General features: G+C 33.9%; 20 protein-coding genes, 7 tRNA genes and 3 rRNA genes. 6 read left to right on the top strand and 24 right to left on the bottom strand.

From position 1 onward, the window contains the following. From QPK10_RS02810 to QPK10_RS02775, 8 genes are all read right to left on the bottom strand, one after another. Complete coding sequence (locus QPK10_RS02810) at positions 1–2145, bottom strand: AAA family ATPase (RefSeq protein ID WP_368486511.1); 2145 nt, start codon at positions 2143–2145, stop codon at positions 1–3. 18 nt (positions 2146–2163) lie between these two features. Then, a complete protein-coding gene (mnmA, locus tag QPK10_RS02805) occupies positions 2164–3297 on the bottom strand; it encodes a tRNA 2-thiouridine(34) synthase MnmA (RefSeq protein WP_368486510.1) in 1134 nt (377 codons plus the stop codon). A gap of 84 nt (positions 3298–3381) precedes the next feature. Then, positions 3382–5058, bottom strand: coding sequence for a hypothetical protein (locus QPK10_RS02800; protein ID WP_368486509.1), 1677 nt, complete (start codon positions 5056–5058; stop codon positions 3382–3384). Positions 5059–5227: 169 nt separating this feature from the next. Then, positions 5228–5698, bottom strand: coding sequence for a hypothetical protein (locus QPK10_RS02795; RefSeq protein WP_368486508.1), 471 nt, complete (start codon positions 5696–5698; stop codon positions 5228–5230). 199 nt (positions 5699–5897) lie between these two features. After that, the gene (locus QPK10_RS02790; protein ID WP_368486507.1) at positions 5898–6107 is read right to left on the bottom strand and encodes a hypothetical protein; all 210 of its coding nucleotides are present in this window, start codon (positions 6105–6107) and stop codon (positions 5898–5900) included. A gap of 49 nt (positions 6108–6156) precedes the next feature. Next, complete coding sequence (locus QPK10_RS02785) at positions 6157–6495, bottom strand: lipoprotein (RefSeq protein ID WP_368486506.1); 339 nt, start codon at positions 6493–6495, stop codon at positions 6157–6159. A 23-nt stretch (positions 6496–6518) separates the two neighbouring features. After that, positions 6519–7115, bottom strand: coding sequence for a lipoprotein (locus QPK10_RS02780; protein WP_368486505.1), 597 nt, complete (start codon positions 7113–7115; stop codon positions 6519–6521). A 209-nt stretch (positions 7116–7324) separates the two neighbouring features. Then, positions 7325–7969 carry a lipoprotein gene (locus tag QPK10_RS02775; protein WP_368486504.1) on the bottom strand — a complete coding sequence of 215 codons (645 nt, stop codon included), beginning with the start codon at positions 7967–7969 and terminating at the stop codon, positions 7325–7327. 298 nt (positions 7970–8267) lie between these two features. Here QPK10_RS02775 and QPK10_RS02770 point away from each other — a divergent pair, with 298 nt between their 5' ends. The 3 genes from QPK10_RS02770 to QPK10_RS02760 all read left to right on the top strand — a co-directional run bounded on the left by QPK10_RS02770 (position 8268) and on the right by QPK10_RS02760 (position 11607). Beyond that, a complete protein-coding gene (locus QPK10_RS02770) occupies positions 8268–8924 on the top strand; it encodes a nitroreductase family protein (RefSeq protein WP_368486503.1) in 657 nt (218 codons plus the stop codon). A gap of 212 nt (positions 8925–9136) precedes the next feature. After that, positions 9137–10711: a hypothetical protein gene (locus QPK10_RS02765; protein ID WP_368486502.1), complete on the top strand. Its 1575-nt coding sequence runs from the start codon at positions 9137–9139 to the stop codon at positions 10709–10711. Positions 10712–10779: 68 nt separating this feature from the next. Continuing rightward, positions 10780–11607, top strand: a complete 828-nt coding sequence (locus tag QPK10_RS02760; protein WP_368486501.1) for a GNAT family N-acetyltransferase — start codon at positions 10780–10782, stop codon at positions 11605–11607. A gap of 69 nt (positions 11608–11676) precedes the next feature. Here the strand turns inward: QPK10_RS02760 and rrf are convergent. The 7 genes from rrf to rdgB form a co-directional block, all read right to left on the bottom strand. Then, positions 11677–11783 (bottom strand): 5S ribosomal RNA (rrf, locus tag QPK10_RS02755). Between the two features lie 72 nt (positions 11784–11855). Then, a 23S ribosomal RNA gene (locus QPK10_RS02750) occupies positions 11856–14771 on the bottom strand. Between the two features lie 312 nt (positions 14772–15083). Then, positions 15084–16603, bottom strand: a 16S ribosomal RNA gene (locus QPK10_RS02745). The 16S, 23S and 5S rRNA genes sit together here, the layout of an rRNA operon. A 395-nt stretch (positions 16604–16998) precedes the next feature. Next, the gene (locus QPK10_RS02740; RefSeq protein ID WP_368486500.1) at positions 16999–18654 is read right to left on the bottom strand and encodes a Na+/H+ antiporter NhaC family protein; all 1656 of its coding nucleotides are present in this window, start codon (positions 18652–18654) and stop codon (positions 16999–17001) included. A gap of 318 nt (positions 18655–18972) precedes the next feature. Further along, positions 18973–19296, bottom strand: a complete 324-nt coding sequence (locus QPK10_RS02735; RefSeq protein WP_047792019.1) for a single-stranded DNA-binding protein — start codon at positions 19294–19296, stop codon at positions 18973–18975. Positions 19297–19392: 96 nt separating this feature from the next. Further along, positions 19393–19914, bottom strand: coding sequence for a tRNA (cytidine(34)-2'-O)-methyltransferase (locus QPK10_RS02730; protein ID WP_368486499.1), 522 nt, complete (start codon positions 19912–19914; stop codon positions 19393–19395). Further along, positions 19901–20509, bottom strand: coding sequence for an RdgB/HAM1 family non-canonical purine NTP pyrophosphatase (gene rdgB / locus QPK10_RS02725; protein ID WP_368486498.1), 609 nt, complete (start codon positions 20507–20509; stop codon positions 19901–19903). Before rdgB ends, QPK10_RS02730 begins: the two co-directional genes overlap by 14 nt. A gap of 82 nt (positions 20510–20591) precedes the next feature. Between rdgB and QPK10_RS02720 the strand changes: the two genes are divergently transcribed. Next, positions 20592–21377, top strand: coding sequence for a phosphotransferase (locus QPK10_RS02720; protein WP_368486497.1), 786 nt, complete (start codon positions 20592–20594; stop codon positions 21375–21377). Here the strand turns inward: QPK10_RS02720 and QPK10_RS02715 are convergent. From QPK10_RS02715 to QPK10_RS02680, 8 genes are all read right to left on the bottom strand, one after another. After that, positions 21367–21960: a DxFTY motif-containing membrane protein gene (locus QPK10_RS02715; protein ID WP_368486496.1), complete on the bottom strand. Its 594-nt coding sequence runs from the start codon at positions 21958–21960 to the stop codon at positions 21367–21369. The genes QPK10_RS02720 and QPK10_RS02715 overlap by 11 nt on opposite strands. 92 nt (positions 21961–22052) lie before the next feature. After that, a tRNA-Gly gene (locus QPK10_RS02710) sits at positions 22053–22126 on the bottom strand. A 67-nt stretch (positions 22127–22193) separates the two neighbouring features. Beyond that, positions 22194–22280 (bottom strand) — tRNA-Leu (locus QPK10_RS02705). A 3-nt stretch (positions 22281–22283) separates the two neighbouring features. Then, a tRNA-Lys gene (locus QPK10_RS02700) sits at positions 22284–22359 on the bottom strand. Positions 22360–22374: 15 nt separating this feature from the next. Next, a tRNA-Gln gene (locus QPK10_RS02695) sits at positions 22375–22449 on the bottom strand. Positions 22450–22455: 6 nt separating this feature from the next. After that, positions 22456–22539, bottom strand: a tRNA-Tyr gene (locus QPK10_RS02690). Between the two features lie 6 nt (positions 22540–22545). Beyond that, positions 22546–22622, bottom strand: a tRNA-Thr gene (locus QPK10_RS02685). A 6-nt stretch (positions 22623–22628) separates the two neighbouring features. Beyond that, positions 22629–22704: transfer RNA gene (locus tag QPK10_RS02680), tRNA-Val, on the bottom strand. Between the two features lie 322 nt (positions 22705–23026). On the opposite strand from QPK10_RS02680, the gene QPK10_RS02675 reads away from it, so the two are divergent. Then, a complete protein-coding gene (locus tag QPK10_RS02675; protein WP_368486495.1) occupies positions 23027–23866 on the top strand; it encodes a hypothetical protein in 840 nt (279 codons plus the stop codon). Positions 23867–24051: 185 nt separating this feature from the next. Beyond that, on the top strand, positions 24052–25020 hold the full coding sequence (locus QPK10_RS02670) for a hypothetical protein (RefSeq protein ID WP_368486494.1): 969 nt from the start codon (positions 24052–24054) through the stop codon (positions 25018–25020). 47 nt (positions 25021–25067) lie between these two features. Here the strand turns inward: QPK10_RS02670 and QPK10_RS02665 are convergent, their stop codons facing one another. Further along, on the bottom strand, positions 25068–26111 hold the full coding sequence (locus tag QPK10_RS02665) for an SGNH/GDSL hydrolase family protein (RefSeq protein ID WP_368486493.1): 1044 nt from the start codon (positions 26109–26111) through the stop codon (positions 25068–25070). Positions 26112–26202: the final 91 nt, after the last annotated feature.

Raw genomic sequence — 26202 nt, 5'->3', positions numbered from 1 at the left:
TTAATAAAATTTCTTAATGGTTTCAGTTAAAGTTGTTTTTCGTTTTTTTGGTAAATTATTCACCCCATAAATAAAGGCCTGACTATCCCCAAATAAATATAATTGATGTTTAGCACGGGAAATGGCTGTATAAATTAAATTGCGCTGTAGCATAATTCAAAAAGAGCGCGTTACCACAAATAAAATATGGTTATATTCACTACCTTGTAATTTATGTACACTACAAGCATAGGCTAAGGTAATATCATAATATAGTTCTTTATTATATTCAACAATACTTTCATCATATTCAACTAAGATGACCGGGTTTAAATTCTGGTCTTTTTTAATATCTACAATAATGCCAACATCACCGTTATAAATTTCTAAATCTGGCCGGTTTTTTAACTGCATTACCTTATCACCAACTTTAAAAAGCCGGTGCCCAACCTTACAAGTTGGTTGCCCATAATCCGGATTTAAATTTGCTTGGAGATATTCATTTAAAATATTAATCCCTAAGTTACCATTATACATTGGTGATAAGACTTGAATTTGATGGTGATCATTATCCTCTTGCGTTAAAATTTCTTGGTACTTATTTTTAATTTGGCGCAGGATTTCTTGGGGATCAGTATTTTCATAAAATTTAACATCCGCTTTATTAAACAAGTTATAGTCAAAATTATCATTTTGAATTGCATAACTTAGTTCTAAAATATCATTTCCCTCAGTCTGACGATAAACTTCATCTAATTTAACAACATCAAAAACATCACTTTGAATAATATCTTGTAAGACATCACCACAAGCAACCGATGGGAGTTGGTTGGGATCACCAATTAAAATTAATTTTTTCAACTTTAAACTAGCTTTAGCAATGGCTGCTAATAATAAACTATCAACCATACTTACTTCATCAATAATTAAAATATCATATTCTAACGGGTTGGCACTATTATAAAAAAACTGGTTAACAACAGGGTCATACTTTAACATTTTATGAATTGTCACGGCTTTTTGGTTTGTTTTTTCTCGTAACCGCTTGGCGGCTTTTCCCGTGGGCGCTGCAAGAATAATTTTATCCTGAGGATAAGCACGACGTAATAAGCGCACAATACCATCGACCACGGTGGTTTTTCCGGTTCCTGGTCCCCCAAAAATAGTTAAAAAGTTAGTGGTTAAACTTAGCCGTAATGCTTTTTCTTGTTGGGCATTATAAATTACCCCATGATTAAAACTAGTTAGTAATTCACTAATCCGTTCCTGGGTAAAATTAGTTGGTTGGTTTAAATTAACTAACATGTGTGCAATATCAAGTTCACTATGATAAATATCACTGACATAAATTTTTTCATCCTTAAAAATTAAAATCCCAATTTGTTTAGCAAACATTAACCCCGCTAAAATAATTTCCTTGGTTAGTTCGGATAAATGTTTTTCCAAAATTTTTGATAAGGTTGGCAAGTCAAGATAAGTGTCACCAGTCGTGTTACAAAATTCTTTTGCATAATATCAAGCATAATAGCCAATTCGGATATTTGAAGTTGGAGTTTTGGTAAAAGTTAAATAAATCTTATCAATTGTTTTAAAACTAATATTATCTTTTAACAATAATGAATAAGGATCTTTGGCAAAGATTGCCATAATCTGATCAACATCATACTTTGTTTTTAATAAGGATAGCACTTGTAATGATAAGTTATTACTATTAAAGAAATGGATTAACTCATCATCTTTATTCATATTAGCAAAAGTATCTTTAATAATGGCAATTTGTTTGGGTGTTAATCCCGGAACATTGCGCAAACTATCAAAATCCGCTTTGATTTTGCTAATCACATTATCTTGGTAATAATCAATAATAGTTTGGGCTGTTTTTGGACCAATGGTGGGAAATAAATCACTAGCTAAATAACGTAAAACTTCATCTTGTCCCTGCGGTTCAATCTTAACAATTTTTTTAACTTCAAAGTTTTGACCATATTTTTCTAAGGTTACAAATTCACCAGTTAGTTCATATAAATGATCAGGTTGTAAACTACTTAAAAAACCTTTAATAAAAATAAAATGTGATTTATCCTTTTCTAACTGAAATTTACAAATCCGATAACCATTCTTGGCTTCAAACACAATTAGTTTTAAATACCCCCGAATTACTTCCATTCCTATTCTTTTCTCCTTTTATAAATACCATAGTTTTTGACCATTTAAATAAGCTTCGTTAATAATTCCTCCTCCTAAACAAACTTCCCCATCATAAAAAACTGCTTCTTGGCCAGGAGTTATTGCTTTAACTTTTGTGGCAAAACTAACTAATGCTTGGTTATTTGGTAAGACTTCAACTTGCACTGGGATGTCTTGTTGACGATAACGGAATTTTGCTGTGCAACTAAATTTTTGCGCTGGTAAGCGATTGATTCAGTTAAGATCACTAACTAAACAACCGGTTGAAAATAATCACTTATCTTCACTCCCCTTGCTAACATATAAAATATTATCTTTAATATTTTTACCAACGGTAAAATAGCGTTCATCCATTCCCCCCAGGTTCAAACCTTTACGTTGACCAATTGTATAATACATTACACCCGTATGACGGCCAACAATCTCATTAGTCTCAATATCAACAATATCACCTGGTTGGTTTGGAATATAGTTTTCTAAGAATTGTTTAAAATTTCGTTCACCAATAAAGCAGATTCCCGTTGAATCTTTCTTGTGGGCGGTTGCTAAATGTTGTTCATCCGCAATTTTTCGCACTTCATCCTTTGTTAGTTCCCCAATTGGAAATAATGTTTTTGATAACTGTTGTTGATTTAGTTGACATAAAAAATAAGTTTGGTCTTTATTAGCATCAAGTCCACGTAATAATTGATATTCTTGTAATATTGGGTTAAAACGAACTCGGGCATAATGACCCATCGCAATTTTATCAGCTTTAATGTTATCTAAGGCATACTTTAAAAAATAATTAAATTTAATATATTTATTACATAAAATATCAGGATTGGGGGTACGGCCATTTTGATATTCACGTAAAAAATAAGTAAAGACATAATCTCAATACTCTTTGATAAAATCGACCCGGTTTATTTCAACCCCTAGTTCTTTTGCCACTGTTTGCGCATCATTATAATCAATTTCTTGGGGACAAATAGAACTCGTGAGAACTTTATGTCCTAAAATATCATTATTTAAATTACTATCCCAATTTCGCATAAATAAGGCACTAACTTGATATCCAGCTTTTTTCAATAAATATAAGCTTACCGAAGAGTCAACACCCCCCGATAAACCAACAACAACTTTTTCCATTGTGGTGATTCCCCTTTTTAATAAAATTTAGCAATATTATTTTACAATAAAAAAACTAAGTTTAAAATGAAATAAACCTAGTTTTTACTGGAATTTTAAATTTCGCATGGCAAGAATAAAACTTCCCACTGCTAACATTAAGAAAAATAAACTTAACCATTGAAAGATACAACGTACTGGTTCAAAATTAGCATCCCAATACGCATAACCATAAATATAAATTACTAACATAAAAAGAATTGCTAGGATGTTAATTGGTAAAATAACATATACTAAACTTTTTTGATGATTAATACTTACCAACGGAATAATTGCGAGTGCTAAGTAAATTGCTAACACAATCATTAAAAAAATTCGGTTGGCAGTTCAATAACTACTCTGATCACTTAAAAAACTAACATCAGCACCGGCTTGTTTAAAAAAAGTATATAAATCAAAACTACTTGCTTCACGTCAACTATCTCAAACAAGGGTTAAAATTAGTAACATTATAAACCCCAAAAGTAAACTAGCTCGGCTAAATAATAAGATTGGACTATTTCACATTAAGTTTGGAGTTTTGGTAACTCGTTTTATTTTTTGCCGACCATTTGCTAAGCGTTTAATTTTAAAATTATGGTTAAAAGCGGCTGATGTTTCATAAATTGTTTTATTCACAACTCCTCCAGAATGGCTAGGAGGTTTGCTAGTGGCTGGATTATTATTTTTTGTCTTAACTTTAATCCGACGAAATGATTTTGGTGCCGTTGGCTCAGGATCGCCGGTAAATAAGTCAGCCGCTTCATCATTAAATAACCGGCTATAAAAATTACTAAATTCAAGTGGTTTATTTGGATTAGCTGGTGGTGGTTCCTGTTCTTTTATCTTTGCAAGTTCACTTTTAAAAGCTTGTTGGGTTAAAATTGCTGGTTTTTCAACTTTTTCAACCGGAGGGTTACTGTTTAAATTTGGTCGTTTACTAGGATCTCATTCCATTACATCTGCTTGCGCATAATAATTTGGTTTTGTAATTTGCAAATCCAATCCCTGTTCTTTTTCTTTGACGATGGGGGAAGTTAAAACTGTAGAATTATTTAACACTGGTGTTGGTTCATGAGCAGGGTGTTTACTAACTTCCGGGTCAAGATCATTGGAACTTTCACTATATTTAACCTCTTTCATTCGAGGGCTAGGAACTGGAGGTTTAAATAAATTAGGAGCTGGTTGCTTTACCTTGGCAAACGCTTCGGATTTTAATTTAACAGCTTGGTTAGTTGCTTGTTCTTTTGCAAGGATTTTTTTAGCAACCATCCGTGCTTGTTCTCGCAGATTAGCTTGGTCAATTGGTGGTTGTTCAGTTTTTGGGGCCTGCTTTCCAAGGTTGGAATTTAAGTTAACTGGTGCTTTATTATCCTGGTTAAAATTTTTTAAATACTCATCATTTTTATCAAAGGCGGCTTCATCAAAAACATCTTGAATTTTATTAACACGTTGGTAAAAATTTAACTGCTCTTGTTCTAAATGGTTAGCTTGTTTTTTTAAAATATTAATGGCGTTCGGATTATCTAAGTTAATTTTAACTTCGCGATTATGAAATGTTAATGGTTCTGATTGGTTAACAGGAGTTGGAATTGGGCCAGTTGCAGTAAAAACAGAAGATTGGTTTAAAAAATGACTATTTGGATGATTACCAACCACTAATGGTTGGTCAGAATTACTGACAGCGTTTGTAGTTTCCTTAATGGGTTTAATTTTTAAAATTTTAATTTCGTTACTCTTCATAGACATGCACTTCTCCAATATCAATCTATGTTAATTATATCCGAAAATGACTAAAATTTAAAGATTATATTATACTTTAATTTATTTATTTTTCAATCATTTTTATTATTTTTATTGGATAAAAATTTACAAATTAAAAAAAGAACTCTTGTCCAGAAGTTCTTTTAGATTATTTGCTTACTTGTTCAAGTAATTTATATCATCGTTGTGATTCTTTTGCTCATGATTCTTTTGATAAAACTAGTTTACGATCACGCATTGCTGATTTAACTCGGGAAATATTGTATTCACGAGCTCTTTTTTTCGCTCTTTCTTCAACTAAAGCATTATTTTTAGCAATTTCTTCTTTGCGTTTTTGTTCTAACAACTGGATTTTTGCTTCATCAACTTTGCTAGCTTCTTTTTCTTTTAAAGCTTCTTTTTCTGATTTTGCTTTTGCTATCGCAATTTTTTCTTCTCATTTTTTTTGTTGAGCAATACAAGCTTCATTATTTTTTTTAATTCATTCTTCACGAGCTTGTTGTTCTTTGATTGCTTTAACCTCTTCTTTGGTTTTTAAATCTTTCCCATCTTGAATAATTTGCTCAATTAAATCAGATACATCTAAACTAGCTGTTGTCATGCTTCGTTTTACTGCCATCGACTAATTCCTCACTTTTCTCTATTAATTACCTTATATTACATAGAATATACATATTATAGCAAAAAAAATAAAAATTGAAATGGTTAACTATTTTTTTTCAAAAAAATGAGATTTTTAACTAAAATTTGCAGAAAATATTAGTTTTAATAACTAAAATTATTAAAAATCCTACCATCTTGATAGAATTTTTCTTAACTTAATAGTTTGTTAAAAATTCTAATGCGGTTGGGGGAATTAAGCATTCACCTTGGCTTTGATACGGAAAATATGTATCACCTTGCCGTAAGATTAACTGTAAATCCCATGTTATTTTTAGATGTTTTAAATTTTTAACAGTTTCTTTTGTAATGACACTAGTAGCAAAATCATAAATTTGTAAACTTTTTAGGGGAAAATAATCAATCAACCCATCATTTGCTTTACCAATATTTATTTTTTTAAATAGAGTACTCGCTTTATCAATAAATAAATAAATAAATTAATTTATTAAAATCAAAATTTTGATTACCGACTTCTTTTCAAATTGCTTTGGTTATTTCTTCAGTGGGCTGACTAATTTTACATATTTCATAAGTTAATGGCCCCGTTTGTAACTTAAATTTTTGATTATTCTGATTATAAGCAAAAAAGCATAAATTAAGAGCTAAGGTACTTAAAATATCATAATCATAATTAATCTTGTCATTGGTTTGGTCATTTGACTGATTTTTGTTTTCATCGTGGCAAGCTATAATATTGCTGGTACTAGTAACAACCAATCCAAATGATCCTAAAATAGTAATTATTTTTTTCATTTTTCCTGTCCTCCTCTTTTAAACTACTTATTAAGTAAAATCTCTAAGACTACAAAAGGGATGATACAACTCCCCGCAGTATTTAAAGATAATTGGTGATCTTGATGTTTTAATAAAAATTTTAGATTTCAATTAAGATTAACATTATTAGGATGGGAATTATCAGTCATTACCATTGTGGATGGCGAAAATTCAAAAATTTCTAAATTTTCTAATGAAAATACCTGCTGACCAGCAATAGTTTGAAGAGCAATCCCTAATTTTGCAAAAAAAGCAGTGATTTTATCAGAAAAATAATAAATCAATTTACTTAACATAAATTCCTTAGTCCCTAAAACTTTTCAAATTTTTTCACTAATTGCTTGGGAATCTTGTAATAAGAAAATTTTTTGCTCTTTTAAATCACCATGACGTAAAGTAAACTTTTTAGTAGTTTGGTCATATTGAAAAAAACATAAATAAACTGCAAGATCACTTAATTTTTCATAATCATAAGTAATATTGGTGGGTTGGGGATCGGGTTTTGGTGTTGTTACCTTTTTGTGGTGACAAGCAACAAGACTACTTGCTCCGGTTGCTGTTAAACCTACCGCACCAAAAATTGTTAATAACTTTTTCATATTAATCTTCCTTTCTCGTGGCAAAGTTTTAAATATTATAGTTTGTTTCTTATTTGTTGTATTAATTGCTATTGAAACAACAAAAAGATAATTGTTTCTTAAAAAAATCTTAATTTAATTCCATTAAAAAACAATAACTTTCATAATTTAGAAAAAAGTTAATTTATTAAATAAAAAATCTAAATATTAAAATTTAGATTTTTTAATTTTTAAGATTTTTTCGGAATATCAACAAAATTCATATCACCAGCACTATTAAAATCAGTTGAATATATTTTTCCATCACTCGAATCTTTACGACTTAACTTAATACTAATATTTCATATGATTCCCGTCACATCTGATTTATGGGTAAATTGATATTTATTACTATTACTTAAAGTATCAATAGTAATGTTATCAAAATCTCAAACATCAGTCTTAAGTTGCTCTTCATAAGTTTTATTAATATGTAAGGCAGTAGCTAATTTTTTATATTCTTGTTCCAATGATGTTATCCATTGAATTATGTCAAAATTCTTCCCAAAAGATTTTACAATTGCCGCTGACTGCTCAGTAGTAGGCTCAAAATCAATTTTAGTGCGCATTATAAAAGATGTATTTTTAAACAAAGGCGGGTTGCTTAGATTATCCTTCGTATCAAAAAAATTTAATCCAATTATTCCCTGCGCTAATCTAGTATAATCTTGATCACTATAAGTTGGATTAGGATTAACTGGGGTTGGTTTTGGCCCTGGTTTAATATTGTCGTTTTTCTTTTCTGCTTTATTATCATGATTATCACAAGCAACAACTGATGATGCTCCGGTTGCTGTTAAACCAACAGCCCCTAAAATTGCTAATAACTTTTTCATATATTTATCATCCTTTCATCATTTTAATACTTTTTTAAAATAATAAATTGATAATTAATATAGAAACAGTTAATGAAAAAGAATCATTATGTTTCGTATTTTTTATTTTAAATTAAAATATCTAAAATACAATATTTTTCTAAATATTTAAAAAGATTTCCTTAATATTATTGATAAATCCATAAATTTATTATTTAATATAAGTATTAATTTAAAAAATTAAATTAATACAAAATAATTATCTAAATAATAAAAGGCAAAAATTTTGATAACTATTTTGTTATTTTGGGAGGATAACATGGAAAGTAAAGTAGTTAAAATATTAGCAGAAAGACGAACAGCTAAAAGATATATTCCAGATTATAAATTAACAGATGAACAAATTAACACTATTGTGGAAGCTATTCGTTTAGCACCCAGTTCGTTTGGGGTTGAACCTTATCACATTGTTGTTTTAACAAATGATTCACCAATTAAAGAAGAATTATTTGATGCTTGGTATGAACAACCAGCTCTAAAACAATCAAGTGCCTTATTTATTTGAATCTCTGATAAAGAAGAAATCTTGCGCAATAAATTGTTAGAAGAAAGAATTAGTCGTGAATTTCCAGAAGGTTATAAACAATTAATTCCCCAATACTTACAAGGAGTTAGAATTACAATTGATGGAAATAATTATGATATGACAGCATGATCAAAACAACAAGCTTATGTTTCATTAGGAACCGCAATTTTAGCAGCTAATGAAATTGGATTAGATGTTACCCCAACTGATGGATTTAGTCATTTACATGTTGGGCAAATTTTAGAAGCTCACGGCCTAATGGATACTAAAACTCAAATTGTGACAGTTGGAATGTTTGTGGGAAAAAGAGATACTTCAGATCCACATTCATTATTCTTTTCAAAAGTTCGTCGTGAACAAAAAGATATGGTTAAAATTGTTAAAAAATAACCTAGCTACTGCCAAAAGATGATAACATCTTTTGGTTTTTTATTTTTCTTAAACTAAAAAAAGTTTAAAAAATAAGTTATTTTATTGTTAAATCCTTGTGACTTATCTTTATAATATAAACGAAACCAAAATTAATAAAGAGTTTTTAAAAAGCCAAAAGTTCTAGATTACTTTTGGTTTTTTATTTTAAATTTGAAAGGAAACTTTAAATAATGAGTAACAAAAATAGCGTTATTCGCAGAGAAACAAATATTAATGGTGGGAAAATAATTCAATATCTTAAAACTCCCTCCACTAACATTGTACAAAATAAGATTATTGACCCCAATGAAGTCAAATACAAATTTACCCTTACTTTTTCGGACCGAGAAATTACAAATTGACAGCAAAAATATGATCAGCATTTATTTGAATTAGCAGCAAAACAAAAACAGTGAAAAGAAATTAATGATAAAGAAATAGATCAATTAAAGAAAGAATTAAAAGCGCTAGAAGTTCAGATGGCTTATAATAGTAGTCCGCAACAATTAAAAGAATTATTTAACGAAAAGAAGAAATTAGAAGACTTACAGAATATTTATAAAAATGAATTGAAAAGATTAAAAGAAGAAATTAAAAAATTAAAGGCTAAGCAAACAACCCATGTTAATTATTTGAATGAAGAAGCGCAAATATACACATATTTAATATCTAATAAAAAAATCGCTAATGATAATTTAGCAATTAAAGTTCGTACTCTATTTATGCTATTTTTAAATAAGTATACTTTTTATTTTCTTAAAAGTACTGAGGATATTTTACCATCAAAAATTAATGCCAAAATGAATGACATTGATTATTTACAATTATTAGAAATATATGAGAAATTAGTTGAGATTAGTAATAATCTATCTACTAATAACGAATCTATAATAATAGATGACAACAAATTCCAAGCGAAAATTACGAACTGATTATTATATATTAATATGTATACTTGCCATTTAAAGACAGCGATCAGTAATTATTATGGGCAAAAAACATTAACAAAAAAATATAGTGCTCATCTTAGAATGAATAATTTATTTCTACAAAAATTACATCTTGATGATAGTTTGTATGATATTTTACAGGGTTTTAGAAAATTATGACAACCAAAAGAAAATAATTATATTATTGAATATTTCAACAACTTTAAAGTTAACCAATTAGCATTAACAATTACGGAAGAAATTAAAACTCAATTTACTAAATATTTTTCTTTAACAACTTCTTTTTTTCGTTGTAAAGAACAATACCTGGAATATCTTAGAAAAAGTTATCATAATGTTTTAACCGAAAATTATCACAAGGAAATAAAGCACTTAGAAAAAATAAAATCACATTTTAACACGCATCAAATAGAACTTATCAAAAAAAATTCAGTTAATCAAGAACTAAGGATGAAGATTGACCTAATTACCGACAAATATAATATTTATGAACGACTAATACACCAATTTTACGATTTTAAGTTAAAAGCAACAGAAATTGCTTTTGAATTGTTCCAAACCAATAAAATTTTAATCTCCCAACAAAAAGGAAATAACTGGTTTGCTAGAAATATTAATACTAATCACTGATTTGACTTCTTACCAATGAATGTTAAAAAATTTCAGCAAGAACAAAAAGAAATTACTAATAAAGTTAACCAATTATTTCAAGTGGAAAGAAATGATCCGCAATTTCATTTTAATTTATTAGAAAATTACATTAATGAAGTTTTTAGTGAATTAATTAATAAATATAGTTGTTCTGCAAATCGTTAGCATCATTTTATTATTTTCCTAATTTAATCAATGATATAATAAAAGGAAAGAAAGTGAGAATATCAACAATGTTAAAATTTAATGATCCTAAATATGATGAACTAGTCGAAAACTTTATTGCTTATACAACTGATCCTGATCATAATGGTGGTCAACAAAAAGTTAAAATTGATTTAACAAACAAATTTCATTATGTTTCTTCAATTAATGCCCCCAGTAATCTAAACATTGTCATGAGTGGGGAAATTACAACTCCTGACCAAAAAAAGGCCGCGCAAGAAATTGTGAAACCTTATTTAGAGCAAGACTTAGCTTTTACATGGTGTACAATTAGTAAAAATAATAGTGCAGAAGAAAAGCAATTTATGACCGCCATTGGATTACACTACCATGAAACAGACTTAGGAATGATTATTAACTTAGATGAATATCATGAAAGAACTTATGATTCTCATCCCGATCTGGTTTTTACCAAAGTAACCACCCCAGCGGCGGTTGCAGATTTTCGCAAGGTTATTGAAAACGCCTTTGAACTTTCGTTAATTGATCTCACAAAGTACCCCACCTTATTAAAACTGAACCAACAAGATAATATTAGTCACCTGGTAATCCTCTATCAAAATGGCTTACCAGCGGCCACCGGGCACTTATATTTCCAAAATAATTTGGCAATCATTGATGATATTGCAACCCATGCTGATTTTCAACGTCAAGGGTTAGCAACCAAAATGTTAAATTACTTATTAACCTTAGCAAAAAAACATGGTTATCATAATGCCGGATTAATTGCCACAACTGATGGTTATCCCGTTTATAAAAAAATTGGGTTTGAACCGATTGAAATTTTCTTTAATGTTTATATTACCAAAGAAAACTATGCCCCTGAGAACTCTTAAATTTTATTATTTATTAATAAAAACCAATAAAAAAATGAATCTAATTAACTTAGATTCATTTTTTAAATAACCTGGCATCGCCCTATTTTCACTCGAAAGCTATCGTCGGCGTAATAGTGCTTAACTTCTGTGTTCGGGATGGGAACAGGTGTGACCACTATGCCATAGACACCAGATTAAATTTGCTGAGCGGAATTATCCCCTCAAAACTAGATAATAGACATTTCTAAACTTTGTAAATGAGTTCTTCATTGAAGTCCTCGACCTATTAGTATTGGTTAGCTGAACACGTCACCGTGCTTACACACCCAACCTATCAACCTTGTCGTCTTCAAGGGGTCTTACTCCACGAAGGATGGGAAGTCTCATCTTGAAGTATGCTTCTCGCTTAGATGCCTTCAGCGATTATCATTTCCACACATAGCTACCCAGCTGTGCCACTGGCGTGACAACTGGAGCACCAGAGGTGTGTCCATCCCGGTCCTCTCGTACTAGGGACAGATCTTCTCAAACTTCCTACGCCCACAACAGATAGGGACCAAACTGTCTCACGACGTTCTGAACCCAGCTCGCGTACCGCTTTAATGGGCGAACAGCCCAACCCTTGGAACCGACTTCAGCTCCAGGATGCGATGAGCCGACATCGAGGTGCCAAACCTCCCCGTCGATGTGAACTCTTGGGGGAGATCAGCCTGTTATCCCCAGGGTAACTTTTATCCGTTGAGCGACGGCCCTTCCACACGGGACCGCCGGATCACTAAGCCCAGCTTTCGCTCCTGTTCGACTTGTAAGTCTCACAGTCAAGCACCCTTCTACCTTTGCGCTCTATGTATGATTTCCGACCATACTGAGGGTACCATTGGGCGCCTCCGTTACACTTTAGGAGGCGACCGCCCCAGTCAAACTACCCACCTGACACTGTCTCTGATCTGGCTTACAGATCTAGGTTAGGATTTCAATATAACAAGGGTGGTATTCCAAGGATGACTCCATAACAACTAGCGTCGCTACTTCAAAGTCTCCCACCTATCCTATACATGCTATACCAAAACCCAATATCAAGCTATAGTAAAGCTCCATGGGGTCTTTCCGTCTAGTTGCGGGTAACCTGCATCTTCACAGGTACTAAAATTTCACCGAGTCTGCAGCCGAGACAGCGAAGGGATCATTACGCCTTTCGTGCGGGTCAGAACTTACCTGACAAGGAATTTCGCTACCTTAGGACCGTTATAGTTACGGCCGCCGTTCACTGGGGCTTCGGTTCAAAGCTTCGCCTTGCGGCTAACAAATCCCCTTAACCTTCCAGCACTGGGCAGGCGTCACCCCCTATACGTCGTCTTACGACTTAGCAGAGAGCTGTGTTTTTGCTAAACAGTTGCCCCTTCCTCTTCACTGCGGCTCATATTGCTATGAGCACCCCTTCTCGCTAACTTACGGGGTTATTTTGCAGAGTTCCTTAGCTACAGTTATCTCGCTTGCCTTAGGATTCTCTCCTTGACCACGTGTGTTCGTTCTAGGTACAGGCACCATAAAGATAGTGCTAGAAGTTTTTCTTGGAAGCGTGGCGTCATATACTTCGCTACTAGGCGAACCGTTCACTCCCCATCACACTTCAAGGTTAATGCAAGGCGGATTTGCCAACCTTACCCTCTTTGTGCTTAGCCCGGAATCCAATAACCGGGATATACTAGCCTTCTCCGTCACTCCATCGCTCAATATGGTGGTACAGGAATATCAACCTGTTGTCCATCGACTACGCCTTTCGGCCTCGCCTTAGGTCCTGACTAACCCTGGGTGGACGAACCTTGCCCAGGAAACCTTGGTCAAACGGCATGGAAGATTCTCACTTCCAAACGTTACTCATGCCGGCATTCTCACTTCTAACCAGTCCAGCAGTCCTCACGGTCTACCTTCATCCCTGTTAGAACGCTCCCCTACCGCCCTGTATATTGCTATACAAAACCCATAGCTTCGGTATTATGCTTAGCCCCGGTACATTTTCGGCGCAAAGTTACTCGACTAGTGAGCTGTTACGCACTCTTTAAAGGGTGGCTGCTTCTAAGCCAACCTCCTAGCTGTCTAAGCGACTTCACATCCTTACACACTTAGCATAAATTTTGGGACCTTAGCTGATGATCTGGGCTGTTTCCCTTACGTGCATGGACCTTATCACCCATGTACTGACTGCCGAGTATACAATAATGGCATTCGGAGTTTAATTGCATTCAGTACCCCTAGGTGGGGCCATCATACATTTAGTGCTCTACCTCCATTACGCTAACCTCGACGCTAGCCCTAAAGCTATATCGGGGAGAACCAGCTATCTCCAGGTTCGATTGGAATTTCACCCCTAGCCACAAGTCATCCACGGTCTTTTCAACGAACGTTGGTTCGGTCCTCCATCAAGTGTTACCTTAACTTCAACCTGCTCATGGCTAGATCACCTGGTTTCGGGTCTACGACTACATACTAAACGCCCTATTAAGGCTCGCTTTCACTACGGCTCCGTGTCTTCCACTTAACCTTGCATGCAATCGTAACTCGCCGGCTCATTCTACAAAAGGCACGCCGTCACCCATTAACGGGCTCCGACTTCTTGTAGGCATATGGTTTCAGGTACTATTTCACTCCCCTCCCGGGGTGCTTTTCACCTTTCCCTCACGGTACTGGTTCACTATCGGTGAATAGGTAGTATTTAGCCTTACGCGGTGGTCCGCGTGGATTCCGACAAGATTTCACGTGTCTCGCCGTACTCAGGATCCCATTTCGAGACTTGTTTATTTCGTATACGGGACTATCACCCTCTGTGGCATGGTTTCCCAACCATTTCTACTATAAACAAGTTTTGTAACTCTACTAACATGGTCCTACAACCCCAGATAAATCTGGTTTGGGCTGTTCCCCTTTCGCTCGCCGCTACTGAGAGAATCGCATTCGCTTTCTTTTCCTCTAGGTACTGAGATGTTTCAATTCCCTAGGTATACCTTCACTATAACTATGTATTCATTATAGGATGATGAGAGATTAATCTCACCGGGTTTCCCCATTCGGAAATGTCCGGATCAAAGCTTACTTCCAGCTCCCCGAACCTTATCGCAGGTAGTCGCGTCCTTCATCGTCTCCTATTCCCAAGGCATTCACCATACGCCCTTTGTAACTTCAAATTTGATCAATCAATTGGTTTAAATAACCAAAGGTTTTTTTGTTTTGAGAATCATTTACAAATAAATAACTGTGAAATTTCAGTTTTAAAAGTTAATTTTAAAAATAACAGAAATTTGATTGTTAATTTGTTATATAAATAAATTTATATAACTAGATGTCTATTATCCAGTTTTCAAAGAACAATTCATAGTAATTTAAAAATACTGTTTGACGAGTATTGATTTTCTTACTATCTGAGAGAACTAACCTCTCAAAACTAAACATAACACATCACTAAAGCCTTAATACTTAGAAGTATTTAAACTCCATAGAAAGGAGGTGATCCATCCGCACCTTCCGGTACGGATACCTTGTTACGACTTCACCCTAATCATCAGTCCTGCCTTGGGCAGCTCCCTCCTTACGGTTAGGATACCGACTTCTGGCATTACCAACTCTCATGGTGTGACGGGCGGTGTGTACAAGACCCGAGAACGTATTCACCGCGGCATTGCTGATCCGCGATTACTAGCGATTCCGACTTCATGAGGGCGAGTTGCAGCCCTCAATCCGAACTGAGACCGGCTTTTTCAGATTAGCTCCCTCTTGCGAGATCGCAACTGTTTGTACCGGCCATTGTAGCACGTGTGTAGCCCAAGACATAAGGGGCATGATGATTTGACGTCATCCCCACCTTCCTCTAGCTTACACTAGCAGTCTCGTTAGAGTATCTCAACTTAATGGAGTAACTAACGACAAGGGTTGCGCTCGTTACTGGACTTAACCAAACACCTCACGGCACGAGCTGACGACAACCATGCACCACCTGTCTCAATGTTAACCTCTACTGTATCTCTACAGCTTTGCACTGGATGTCAAGCCTTGGTAAGGTTCTTCGCGTTGCTTCGAATTAAACCACATGCTCCACCGCTTGTGCGGGTCCCCGTCAATTCCTTTGAGTTTCACTCTTGCGAGCATACTACTCAGGCGGAGTACTTAATGCGTTAGCTGCAGCACCGAACTTAGTCCGACACTTAGTACTCATCGTTTACGGCGTGGACTACTAGGGTATCTAATCCTATTTGCTCCCCACGCTTTCGTGCCTAAACGTCAGTGATAGGCCAGTTGACCGCCTTCGCCACTGGTGTTCCTCCATATATCTACGCATTTCACCGCTACACATGGAATTCCATCAACCTCTCCTACACTCTAGTCTAACAGTTTTCAAGGCGAACTGGAGTTGAGCCCCAGTCTTTAACCCCAAACTTGCTAAACCGTCTGCGCACGCTTTACGCCCAATAAATCCGGATAACGCTTGCCACCTATGTATTACCGCGGCTGCTGGCACATAGTTAGCCGTGGCTTTCTGGTAAGGTACCGTCAAACAAATAGCATTTCCTATATTTGCTGTTCTTCCCTTACAACAGACCTTTACAATCCGAAGACCGTCTTCAGTCACGCGGCATTGCTCCATCAGGCTTTCGCCCATTGTGAAAAATTCCCTACTGCTGCCTCCCGTAGGAGTTCGGGCCGTGTCTCAGTCCCGATGTGGCCGATCACCCTCTCAGGTCGGCTACGTATCATCGCCTTGGTAGGCCATTACCCCACCAACAAGCTAATACGCCGCACCCTCATCCATTAGTGGTCCAAACGGACCTTTCAACCTTCAAAGATGCCTCCAAAGATATCATGCGGTATTAGCAGTCGTTTCCAACTGTTATCCCCCGCTAATGGGTAGATTAGATACGTGTTACTCACCCGTTCGCCACTGGGTGCAAGCACCCCGTTCGACTTGCATGTATTAGGCATGCCGCCAGCGTTCATCCTGAGCCAGGATCAAACTCTCATGTAAAATAATTATTTTTTCCTAGCTTTAATGACGGATATAATCATTGATTAAATGTATATCATAATTGTTATGTTTAGTTTTCAAAGATCGTTCATGTTTGTTAGTGTCTCTATAAAACACCTTACAAATCATACAAAATTTAGTAATTATTGTCAACATTTTTTTTAAACTTTTTCACAATTTTAATTAACTTTTTTGTACATTTGGTAAGCATTTTATACTAATAAATTATAATTCTGCATTATTTTTATTAAGCTTATCGAACACCTTAATAAGTATATAAAATGTTGAGTTTTTTGCAAGTGTTTTTTGCAAAAAATTTAATTTTTTTTACTTTTTTTATTAATTATTTAAATTGCCCTTAAAATTAAGGGTTTTTGTCAAATAAAAAAGCACCCTTAGTCATTAGGATTGCTTTTTTTAGAGTCTGCTTCCGTGTTAGCTTGTTGTTTTTTCTTAATTCGCAAGATTTTTAACCAAAATTGTTTAAACTTAGTTCCGAAGGGATATGTTAAGATACGCTCTCAAGAACTAAAAATAATAAATAACATCGCAAAGGCAAATAATAAATATAAATATCAACTATAAGCCCAAACATCGAGAAAAGAAATGGCAGGAGTAGAAGCATCAACATACGAATTAGCAAGCCCTACTAACATTAACATTTGGGCCCCATACGGAATTAAACCTTGAAATACCGCGGGAAAGATTGAAACAAAAGCAGCAATTTTATTCTTATTTAACTGGTGAGTTTCCCGGATTTTTTTGGCGACCGGTCCCGCAATAATAATTGCAATCGTATTATTTGCTAAGGCAATGTCACTAACACTCGTTAACATTGCAATTCCAAATTGGGCACTCTTTTTTCCTTTAATTGCTTTGTTAATTTTTTGAATTGCTCATTCAACTCCCCCGGATAATTCACTTAACCCGGCTAATCCTCCGGTAAATAATGCTAAGAAAATAATTTCGTTCATATTAATCATCCCATTTTTCATGGCATCAATCGCCACTAAGAATTTATCAACACCGCTTAGCAAGTGACCATGAGGATCAAAACTACCGTTACTCATTAGCGCGGGAGTTAAATTTGGTAAATAATTAGTGGTTAAGTCACTACTATTAGGAAGGGTTCAATAATTAAATTGGTTTAAACTAAACCCAATAATTAAGGCCATTATTGTTCCAAGGATTAAAACAATAAACACGTTAATACCAGCTAGTGCACTAATTAGAACAATAATGAAGGGCAAAATCGTTAATAATGCTTTTCACCAAATTCAAGTTTGCGCATGGGACTGGGCATCTTTTAGATATGTTAAGGTAAAATAAAGGACAATGGCAATTACTGCCGGAATTAATAAAATTTTAAAATTAACCAGAAAACGTTTCCGTGGCTCCACATCTTGGGTACGACAAGAAGCAATGGCAGTATCGGAAATTAATGATAAATCATCACCAAACATTGCTCCACATAATAAAGCGCCCCCAATCATTGCGGGGTTAATGTGGGCTTCCTTGGCCATTCCAAAAGCAATTGGTCCAAAAGCAACAATGGTCCCCACACTTGTTCCCATCGCGGTCGAAATAATCGCACTAATAATAAAGACCCCTCCCACAAGAATACTTGGCGGAATAATTTTGAAACCTAAATATCCAATTGCACTGGAAGCCCCAATGGTGGTCATTAGTTGGGAAAACATACCTGATAATAGATAAATAAAAACCATTAGTAAAATATTATGATCACTGCTACCTTTTAAAAAGGCTTTTAATTTAAGATTAAAATCACCATTAATAATAATAAAACCAATAATAATTGGAACTAAAATAATAATTGGAGCAAAAACTAAGTAAAACCCCATCGGATTATGCTTGGAAAAAATTTGGTATTTTAAACAATCCAACACAATCCCAGAAATAATAAATAAAATTACAAATAATAAGAGCGGAATTAGACCCTTAAAAGAAACTTCGCGTTTTAAAGTTAAAATCTCTGAACTAACTTCCTGATTAGCTAGTAATTTGTTAATTTTCGATGTTTTTCTTGCCAAAATAATCAACCTACTTTCTAAAAGATGATCTTCTTATTTTGGTTTTAAATATTATCTGGTCATTATAAATAACTAGCGACACATTATCATGTTGGTTGAACGAGCGCTACTAATTCATTGCATAATAAATGTTTTAATGTGATCAGTGCAAAGCATTAAATAACCCTCCTTCAATAAAATATTGTGTTAATGATAATATATTTTTTTAATAAATTCAAGAAAAAAAACGACAATGTTAAAAAAATAAAAAATCACTTATCAAAGATAAGCGATTAATGTAAAAAGCTATTTAATTATGGTGTGCATATTAATTTTAATTTAATTAAAACTTGTTAAATAGGTAACCCGATCGGCAATAATATCGTTGTAGTAACTCTCATCATCAAAATTATTTGCTTTAAAAGACTGAATCCGCCCTTTGACCGCAATAATTGCTTTATCCCGTAAACTAACATCTAAATCATCAATATTGTTAGTTCATACTTTGACATTAACAATATCTTCATCATAATTACCTTCCCGGTTTTTGAAAGGTCGTTGAACCTTTAATAAGAATTTCATTAGTTTGCGTTCTGTCTCTTTTTTGTCATAAACAATTTCATAAGGGCCCTCAACTTGACCAACTAACATTACTTGGTTCACTTCTTTTCATCCTTTCTTAATTAAAATAGCTTGTTACTCTTGAATTATAAAAGGAATCATTAGAAAACAGCGAAAAAAATGCCCCCGGTGCATAAATTATTTTAAATAATCAGCGCCCTTTTGAATTTCAACTTTTGATAAATCTGGATAATCTAGTTGGCGCATAACTTCATACGCAACAATTCCTACCGACGATGCCACATTTAAACTGCGGACATTGGGATGCATTGGAATTCGAAAACAACGTTCTAAATTATCATGTAAAATTTCGTGGGGAATCCCCGTTGACTCGCGACCAAACATAATATAAATTGGTCCATCATGGTCCGCAAAATTAATGGCACTATGGGGTTGTTTAGCATAACGTGTTGAACAATATAATAGTGCCTCAGGATTTAAGGTTAAAAATTGTTGTCAATCATTATATAATTGATAATCACTAGCATGGATATAATTAGCACTACTACGGGTAATAAACCGTTCATCGAAAAAGAACCCTAACGGCTCAATGATATGTAATTTGGCATTAACAGCAACACAAGTCCGAATAATTGCCCCAACATTTTGGGCAATTTCTGGTTCATATAAAACAATATGTAATTTTTTAGTTGTTGGCATGGTGTTCTCCTGCTTGGGTATACCAGTCCATAAATAGTTTGATTGCTTTGCTTCGGTGTGAATACTGATTTTTTTCATGCAATGATAACTCACTATAAGTTTTATTTAACTCTGGTAGTAAAAAGATGGAGTCAAAACCAAAAGAAGCTTCCCCACGGGGTTCTAAAACAATTTCTCCGTTGGTAACTCCTAAAAAAGTTTTGGCAATATTATGCTGACTATCAACATAACTAAGAGCACACACAGATCTTGCACTACGGTCCGTTAAATCCTTACACTTTTCTAATAATAAATTATTAACAATCTTATTATCTAAAATAGGGGCGGCTCATCTTTTTGTATAAATTCCCGGAAAATTATTTAATCCAATAATTTCTAAACCAGAATCATCGGCTAAAACTGGCACCTTTAAAAACTCGCTTAAATATTGAGCTTTAATTAAAGAATTTTCTTCAAAAGTTGTTCCCGTTTCATCAATTTCACCAATAAAATCAAAATCTAAAAGGGATTTAACATTAATATTGAACAGTGCAAATAATTCTTGATATTCTTTAACTTTATTGACATTATTAGTGGCAATAATAATCTCTTGCATGTTTCTTTCCTCCTTTGGTTCTCTTAAATCATTAATAATATTGTATAATAAAATTGATTATTTTAGAAAAAGAGTTGAGAAGATGAAATTTGAACAAGGTAAAAAATTAAATAAGGGATTAACTAACATTAATTATCGCTGGGGTGAATTCTTTGTTCGTTATGAGCAACCTTTTACCCGGGTGTTTCTAGACCATGCTAACGAAATAAAGGTCATGAATGCTTTACAACACCAAAATATTAATTTGGAGATTGTGGAAACTGGTTATGATGATGATCATTTTTATGTTATCACCAAGTATTATCCTAATTGTTTAACCCTGGGACAAACAGGTCTGGGACGTAGTAATTTAACGCGGGTTAGTTATCTAATTAAAAAACTGCACCAAGTGGATGTACACAATTATAATATTAAAACCTTTAATCCCCGTGAGTTTTTACAAACCATGAAACAACACATCAAAAAAATGATTTATAATTTAGACCAGGAAGAAAATCGCGTTAACCCTGCGTTATATCAACCAATTAAGAATCCTGTTCTCTGTCATAATGATTTAACAAGCGATAATTTTATTTTCATTGCTAATCGTTTATATTTAATTGACTATGAATATGCAATGCTTAATGATCCCCTGTTTGATATTGCTAGTTTTGCTTCTGAAACCCTTACCCAACCAGCTGACATTAAATACTGGTTTGAGCAGTTTAATCTAACAACTGCAGAATATCAACGGGTTGGAGATTGAATGTATTACCAAAATATCTTATGAATCTATTGAGCTAATTATATGTATGAACACACTAATAATGCAGCATTTTTAAAAATTATGGAAGAAAAATACCAAAAATTAAAAAATCCTACTCTTTAACAGGAGGATTTTTTTCTGTGGTCTGGGCTGCTTCAAAATCGGCGCGAGAAGCTTCAATAATTTCATCTTCGGGGTTTAATACCCGCCCTTCGCGTTTTGCTTTTAAATACTCGGCAATATTACGAATTCACACTGCCATAAAAGTTCCAAAGAAAACAGAAAATAGTAAAAACGCCATTGCCACTAAACAACGGTATAAAACCTTATCTCACCCTCACCAGTAACCAGTTAAGTAAAAGCCAAATAAAGTTCATGATAAGGTAATGTTGTAAGTAAACTGGTCAGCTTTATGACATTTTAAAATAAAGCCCAGTACGGTTAAGAGAAAAACTCCCACCACATATAATAGTCCAAAGCCAATACCACCCCCGACTTCGTAATGGTCAGCATATGATAAATCGGGAGATGATAAGAAAAATAACAAAAAAAATGGCGCAATTCCTTCCACAATAATTGCTAACAAACTTTTTCAAAAAACAGTTCGCGTTGATTGAAATTCAAGATGTTCTTTAACTTCGGGTGCTAAATGATTATCATCGGGTGTGTTATTTTCCGCATTATTTTGCTTATCAATGATTTTCACGATCTTCTCCTACTTCTCTTTTATATTTGCTTTATTTTATCATAAAACTAGCCTTTAAAATAAAAAAAACTTGTCAAAACAAGTAAAAATAATGGAGCGGGTGAAGGGAATCGAACCCTCACAGTCAGCTTGGAAGGCTGAAGTTCTACCATTAAACTACACCCGCATCTTTAATTAACCTAGTAATATATATACCATATTTACATCGTAAGTCAATTATTTTTTTAAAAAAATGGTACCCGAGGCCGGACTTGAACCGGCACAGTCGCGAGACCGACGGATTTTAAGTCCGTTGCGTCTACCTATTCCGCCACTCGGGCACATGGTCTCCTGTAAAGGACTTGAACCTTTGACCCACTGGTTAAAAGCCAGTTGCTCTACCAACTGAGCTAACAGGAGAATTAAACAAATAAATGGCTGGGCTAGCTGGATTCGAACCAGCGCGTGAAGGAGTCAAAGTCCTTTGCCTTACCGCTTGGCTATAGCCCAATGGAATGGTGGAGAGGGAGGGATTCGAACCCCCGAACCCGAAGGAACTGATTTACAGTCAGTAGCGTTTAACCACTTCGCTACCTCTCCATTTAATGGTGCTGGCTAGAAGAATTGAACTCCCAACCTACTGATTACAAGTCAGTTGCTCTACCAGATTGAGCTAAGCCAGCAATAAATGGTCGAGTGTAACGGACTTGAACCGCTGACCACCTGCTTGTAAGGCAGGCGCTCTCCCAACTGAGCTAACACTCGAAAAATGTATTTGTTTATTGTGTTAAACCTTTTTTATTTTATATAAATCAACTATTTTTGTCAATTAAATTTCCTTTCTTTTTTAAGATTTTGATAATTTTGACCGCCAGTTTTTTAATGTTAAAAAATAATAAACGAAAGTATTATGATTTTTTTTCCAATAAAATAAATTTTTTTCTAAATTATGAAATCTCTTGTTTTACTGCCTAATTTTAATTAGCATTGGAAATAAGAAAAAATAATAAATCTTATCATTTGACAGCTGAATCCCTAAATTAGTATTTGTTATTTTTTCTGTTTTTAAGGGAGGAATATTTATTTAATGAAGAAGTTAATAGCGATTTTAGGGGCTGGAGGCTTAATGTTAGCAAGTACGAGCAGTGTCATTGCTTGTAATGATAAAACACCAGCTAATAAAGAAAGTAACAATGATTTAGTAAATTCATTTAAATCAAGTTATGACGCGAATAATACTGGGATTGATCTAGGCAATTATGGTATTGAACAAATTGCCGATTATTTCAATTTTACCTTTAGTAAGTTACAAATTAATCTTCTTAAAAATATTATTATTCCTAACAAAGATGCAACGGTAACGAAAGTTGATGGACCACAAATATTACAACAATCTTCGCCCGCTGCTAATAGTAAAATTGCCATTATAGAAGGTATTAACCAATCAAAATTGCATGTAGTTAATGGTATTTTACAAATTAAAATTAATTTGCAACTATACCAAGCATTAGCACACAGCGACGGGACAATTACCTACCAACGGCAAAATGAAACCATGATAATAACCATTAATCTAAAAGCAAAATTTAACATTGGGCTAATTAACTCCATCCCCGCCATTAGCAAGGATGAGTTTCAGGTTCAAAACTACCAACAAGTTACTAAAAAAGAGTTGGATTTAAGTTTTGCGGATAAAATTTTAGCGGTTGTTCGGCAGTATGTGCCCCAGGCAATTTATGATGATATTAATAATAATGTTGGTGACTTTAAGTGAACATGATATCTTGAAAACCACCAGGAGTTGACAAAACCCTTAGATTTAACTACTTCACCGGTGCTTTTCATTAAAATTTTATCTGAACCAGCAAGTGACCTGTTAACGGGAGCAACTGATTTTATTAAAATTGTGCTTCCCAGTGTAAAGTAATAAAAAGCAATTATTGATTGCTTTTTATTTTGCCAATTTTTGATAATTCTTGCTTCAAAACAGAAATTTAACCGCAATTTCTTTAAAAAGGGCCTTCGCAAAATTTGATAAAATATCGATTTCCCTAAAAATAAGATATAATAATTTTGTATCTAAAAAACGATAACGAAAGGAAAAGTGATAACATGCGCCAACCAAGAAGTTTTGGTTTTACAAGGTTCTGAATTATCTTCTCTAGTATTTTTGGAATTATTGGGGTAGTTATTATGAGCATTGCTTATTTTTACTACTTAGATAAGTTCAATAACGGGACTCTTAACAATGTTGACCCCAATACTGCTGAGATCTTTTTAATGAATTCATATTCAGACTTAGGAAGTTTTAAAGTAATCTTCTTAATTGCTATTATGTTTACATTATTCTCAACAATTATTTGTAACATTGGGTTAATCCGTTATGCCGCGAAAGGTAGTGATGAAGAACTATGTGCAAATAAATGGAGCTTAGCAGTCTTGTCGCTATCTTTAGGAGGGTTCTTTGCCCCTTTTGCCTTAACATGACTACCAGATACTGATGTTAAAGCAACTAAAAATGCCCGTGTCACAATTGTTCGTTACTTAGGAACATCGTGATTATTAGGAGCTATCTTTAGTATTGTGGCAATTATGGCCTTTTATGCTCGTGCCAACGACCATTCATGAACAAAAGTTGGGGACTACTATCCAGCCAACCCAAAACAAGTTTTTACCGCAGTCATTGCCGTGTTAGCGGTTGCCAGTGTGTTAAGTCTGTTATTTGTCCCTTGATTTTACAATCAAAATACTGTGGCCCACATGATTGCCGAAACTAGTTTAGGAAAATGATACCGTTTTGTTTCAACCTTATATACGGTAATTGTAACAATTTTATTAATTATTCAAATTATCACTGCGGTGTTAAAATTAATCGAAATTTTTACAAGTATTTTCCAAAACAATCAAGGAGCAGGATCAGCCTTTATCAATATTATGCGTTTCACAATGTCATTAATTAGTACAATGTTTATGATTTATCTAATTGTCAAAGTTATTGCAGGATTATGAAAACGTTCAGATAACTATATGATTTCAATTCCCCAATACCGGGAAGCTGACCAAACCAGAACAACATACTAGAACTTAAATTTAAAAAGAGTATCTTCCAAGAAGATACTCTTTTTTTGTTATCAATTTAAAGCCAAATTATATAAATCTAACCCGACCATTTTGTGCACTAATGCGGTTGGATGAACATCATCAAAGAAGAAATAATTATTAATATTATGGGGATTACAATTATTAATATATGTTGTTTTAACATGTCCCGAGTACAGCACACTGACTAGATTTTCTTTAATACAAGCTTCTGTAACATTAAAACCCTGCGCGGCAAATTGTTGCCGGTATTTATTAAAAGCGTTGAAAAGATTATATGTTTTAATTTTGTGGGGATACTGGTGCTGTAATTTATTAATAATTTGACTTCACTGATTATTATACTCAGTCGCTAAGTTAGTGGCTGTTTGTTCTAATGGTGTTTGATAATAACTAGGAGTTTTTCCCATATCAGGAACATTGGTTACAATAATGTGGGCAGCATGGTTAGCAATTAACTCTCTTAAAATTTTTTCTTCGCTGCTAAGAGCAGTGGTAATAATTGTTTGTTGCTCATAACTGTTTTTTAACCCAATGGCCGCAAACAAATCATTATTACCCCCTTCTACCACAATTAAATCCTGGGGTTGGATGGTATGCTGAAGGAGCAAGGTTTGCAACTGGTTGGCCAGTTCAAATCGATTGGCAAAAAAATAACCAGTTCAAGTGTTAACATCCCCAATATCAGCTCCTCCAATGGCATAATTATTCCCATATTGCTCAAAAGTTTCGGTATTTCAAAAAGCAGAATATTTTCAACCCGGAGTTAAGGATAAATGAAGTTGATCTGCTAAATATTGCACGGCCACCGGACCATTACTAAAAGAAACATGGTTATAAAAAGGACTATCAAAAGTAATTGCTTTAATTTGGGGTAAAAATCATTTTCCTTTAAAAAAATCTGTTCCCGCCCCGACCAGACCACCTGTATCCGATAAACTATCTCCCAAAACATACAGGTGTGAATATGTTAAATTTCGATAACTATCGTGATTATAACTACTACTAAAGGGGTTTAATAATAGTGGAATCGCTGTAATAATACTTGTTAAAATGAAATGTGGCTTTTTCATATTTTACCTCCTCAATCAATAATTTTCATAAAAAAATAACTTAAATTTTAAAAAAACTTAAATGCCAGTTTTTTTTTTTTTTTTATTACAA

Origin of the sequence: Spiroplasma sp. DGKH1, assembly GCF_040940205.1 — a bacterium.
GTDB lineage: Bacteria > Bacillota_I > Bacilli_A > Mycoplasmatales > Mycoplasmataceae > Spiroplasma.
The sequence above is the reverse complement of the archived record's forward strand: the minus strand, read 5'-3'. Positions and strand labels throughout refer to the sequence as shown.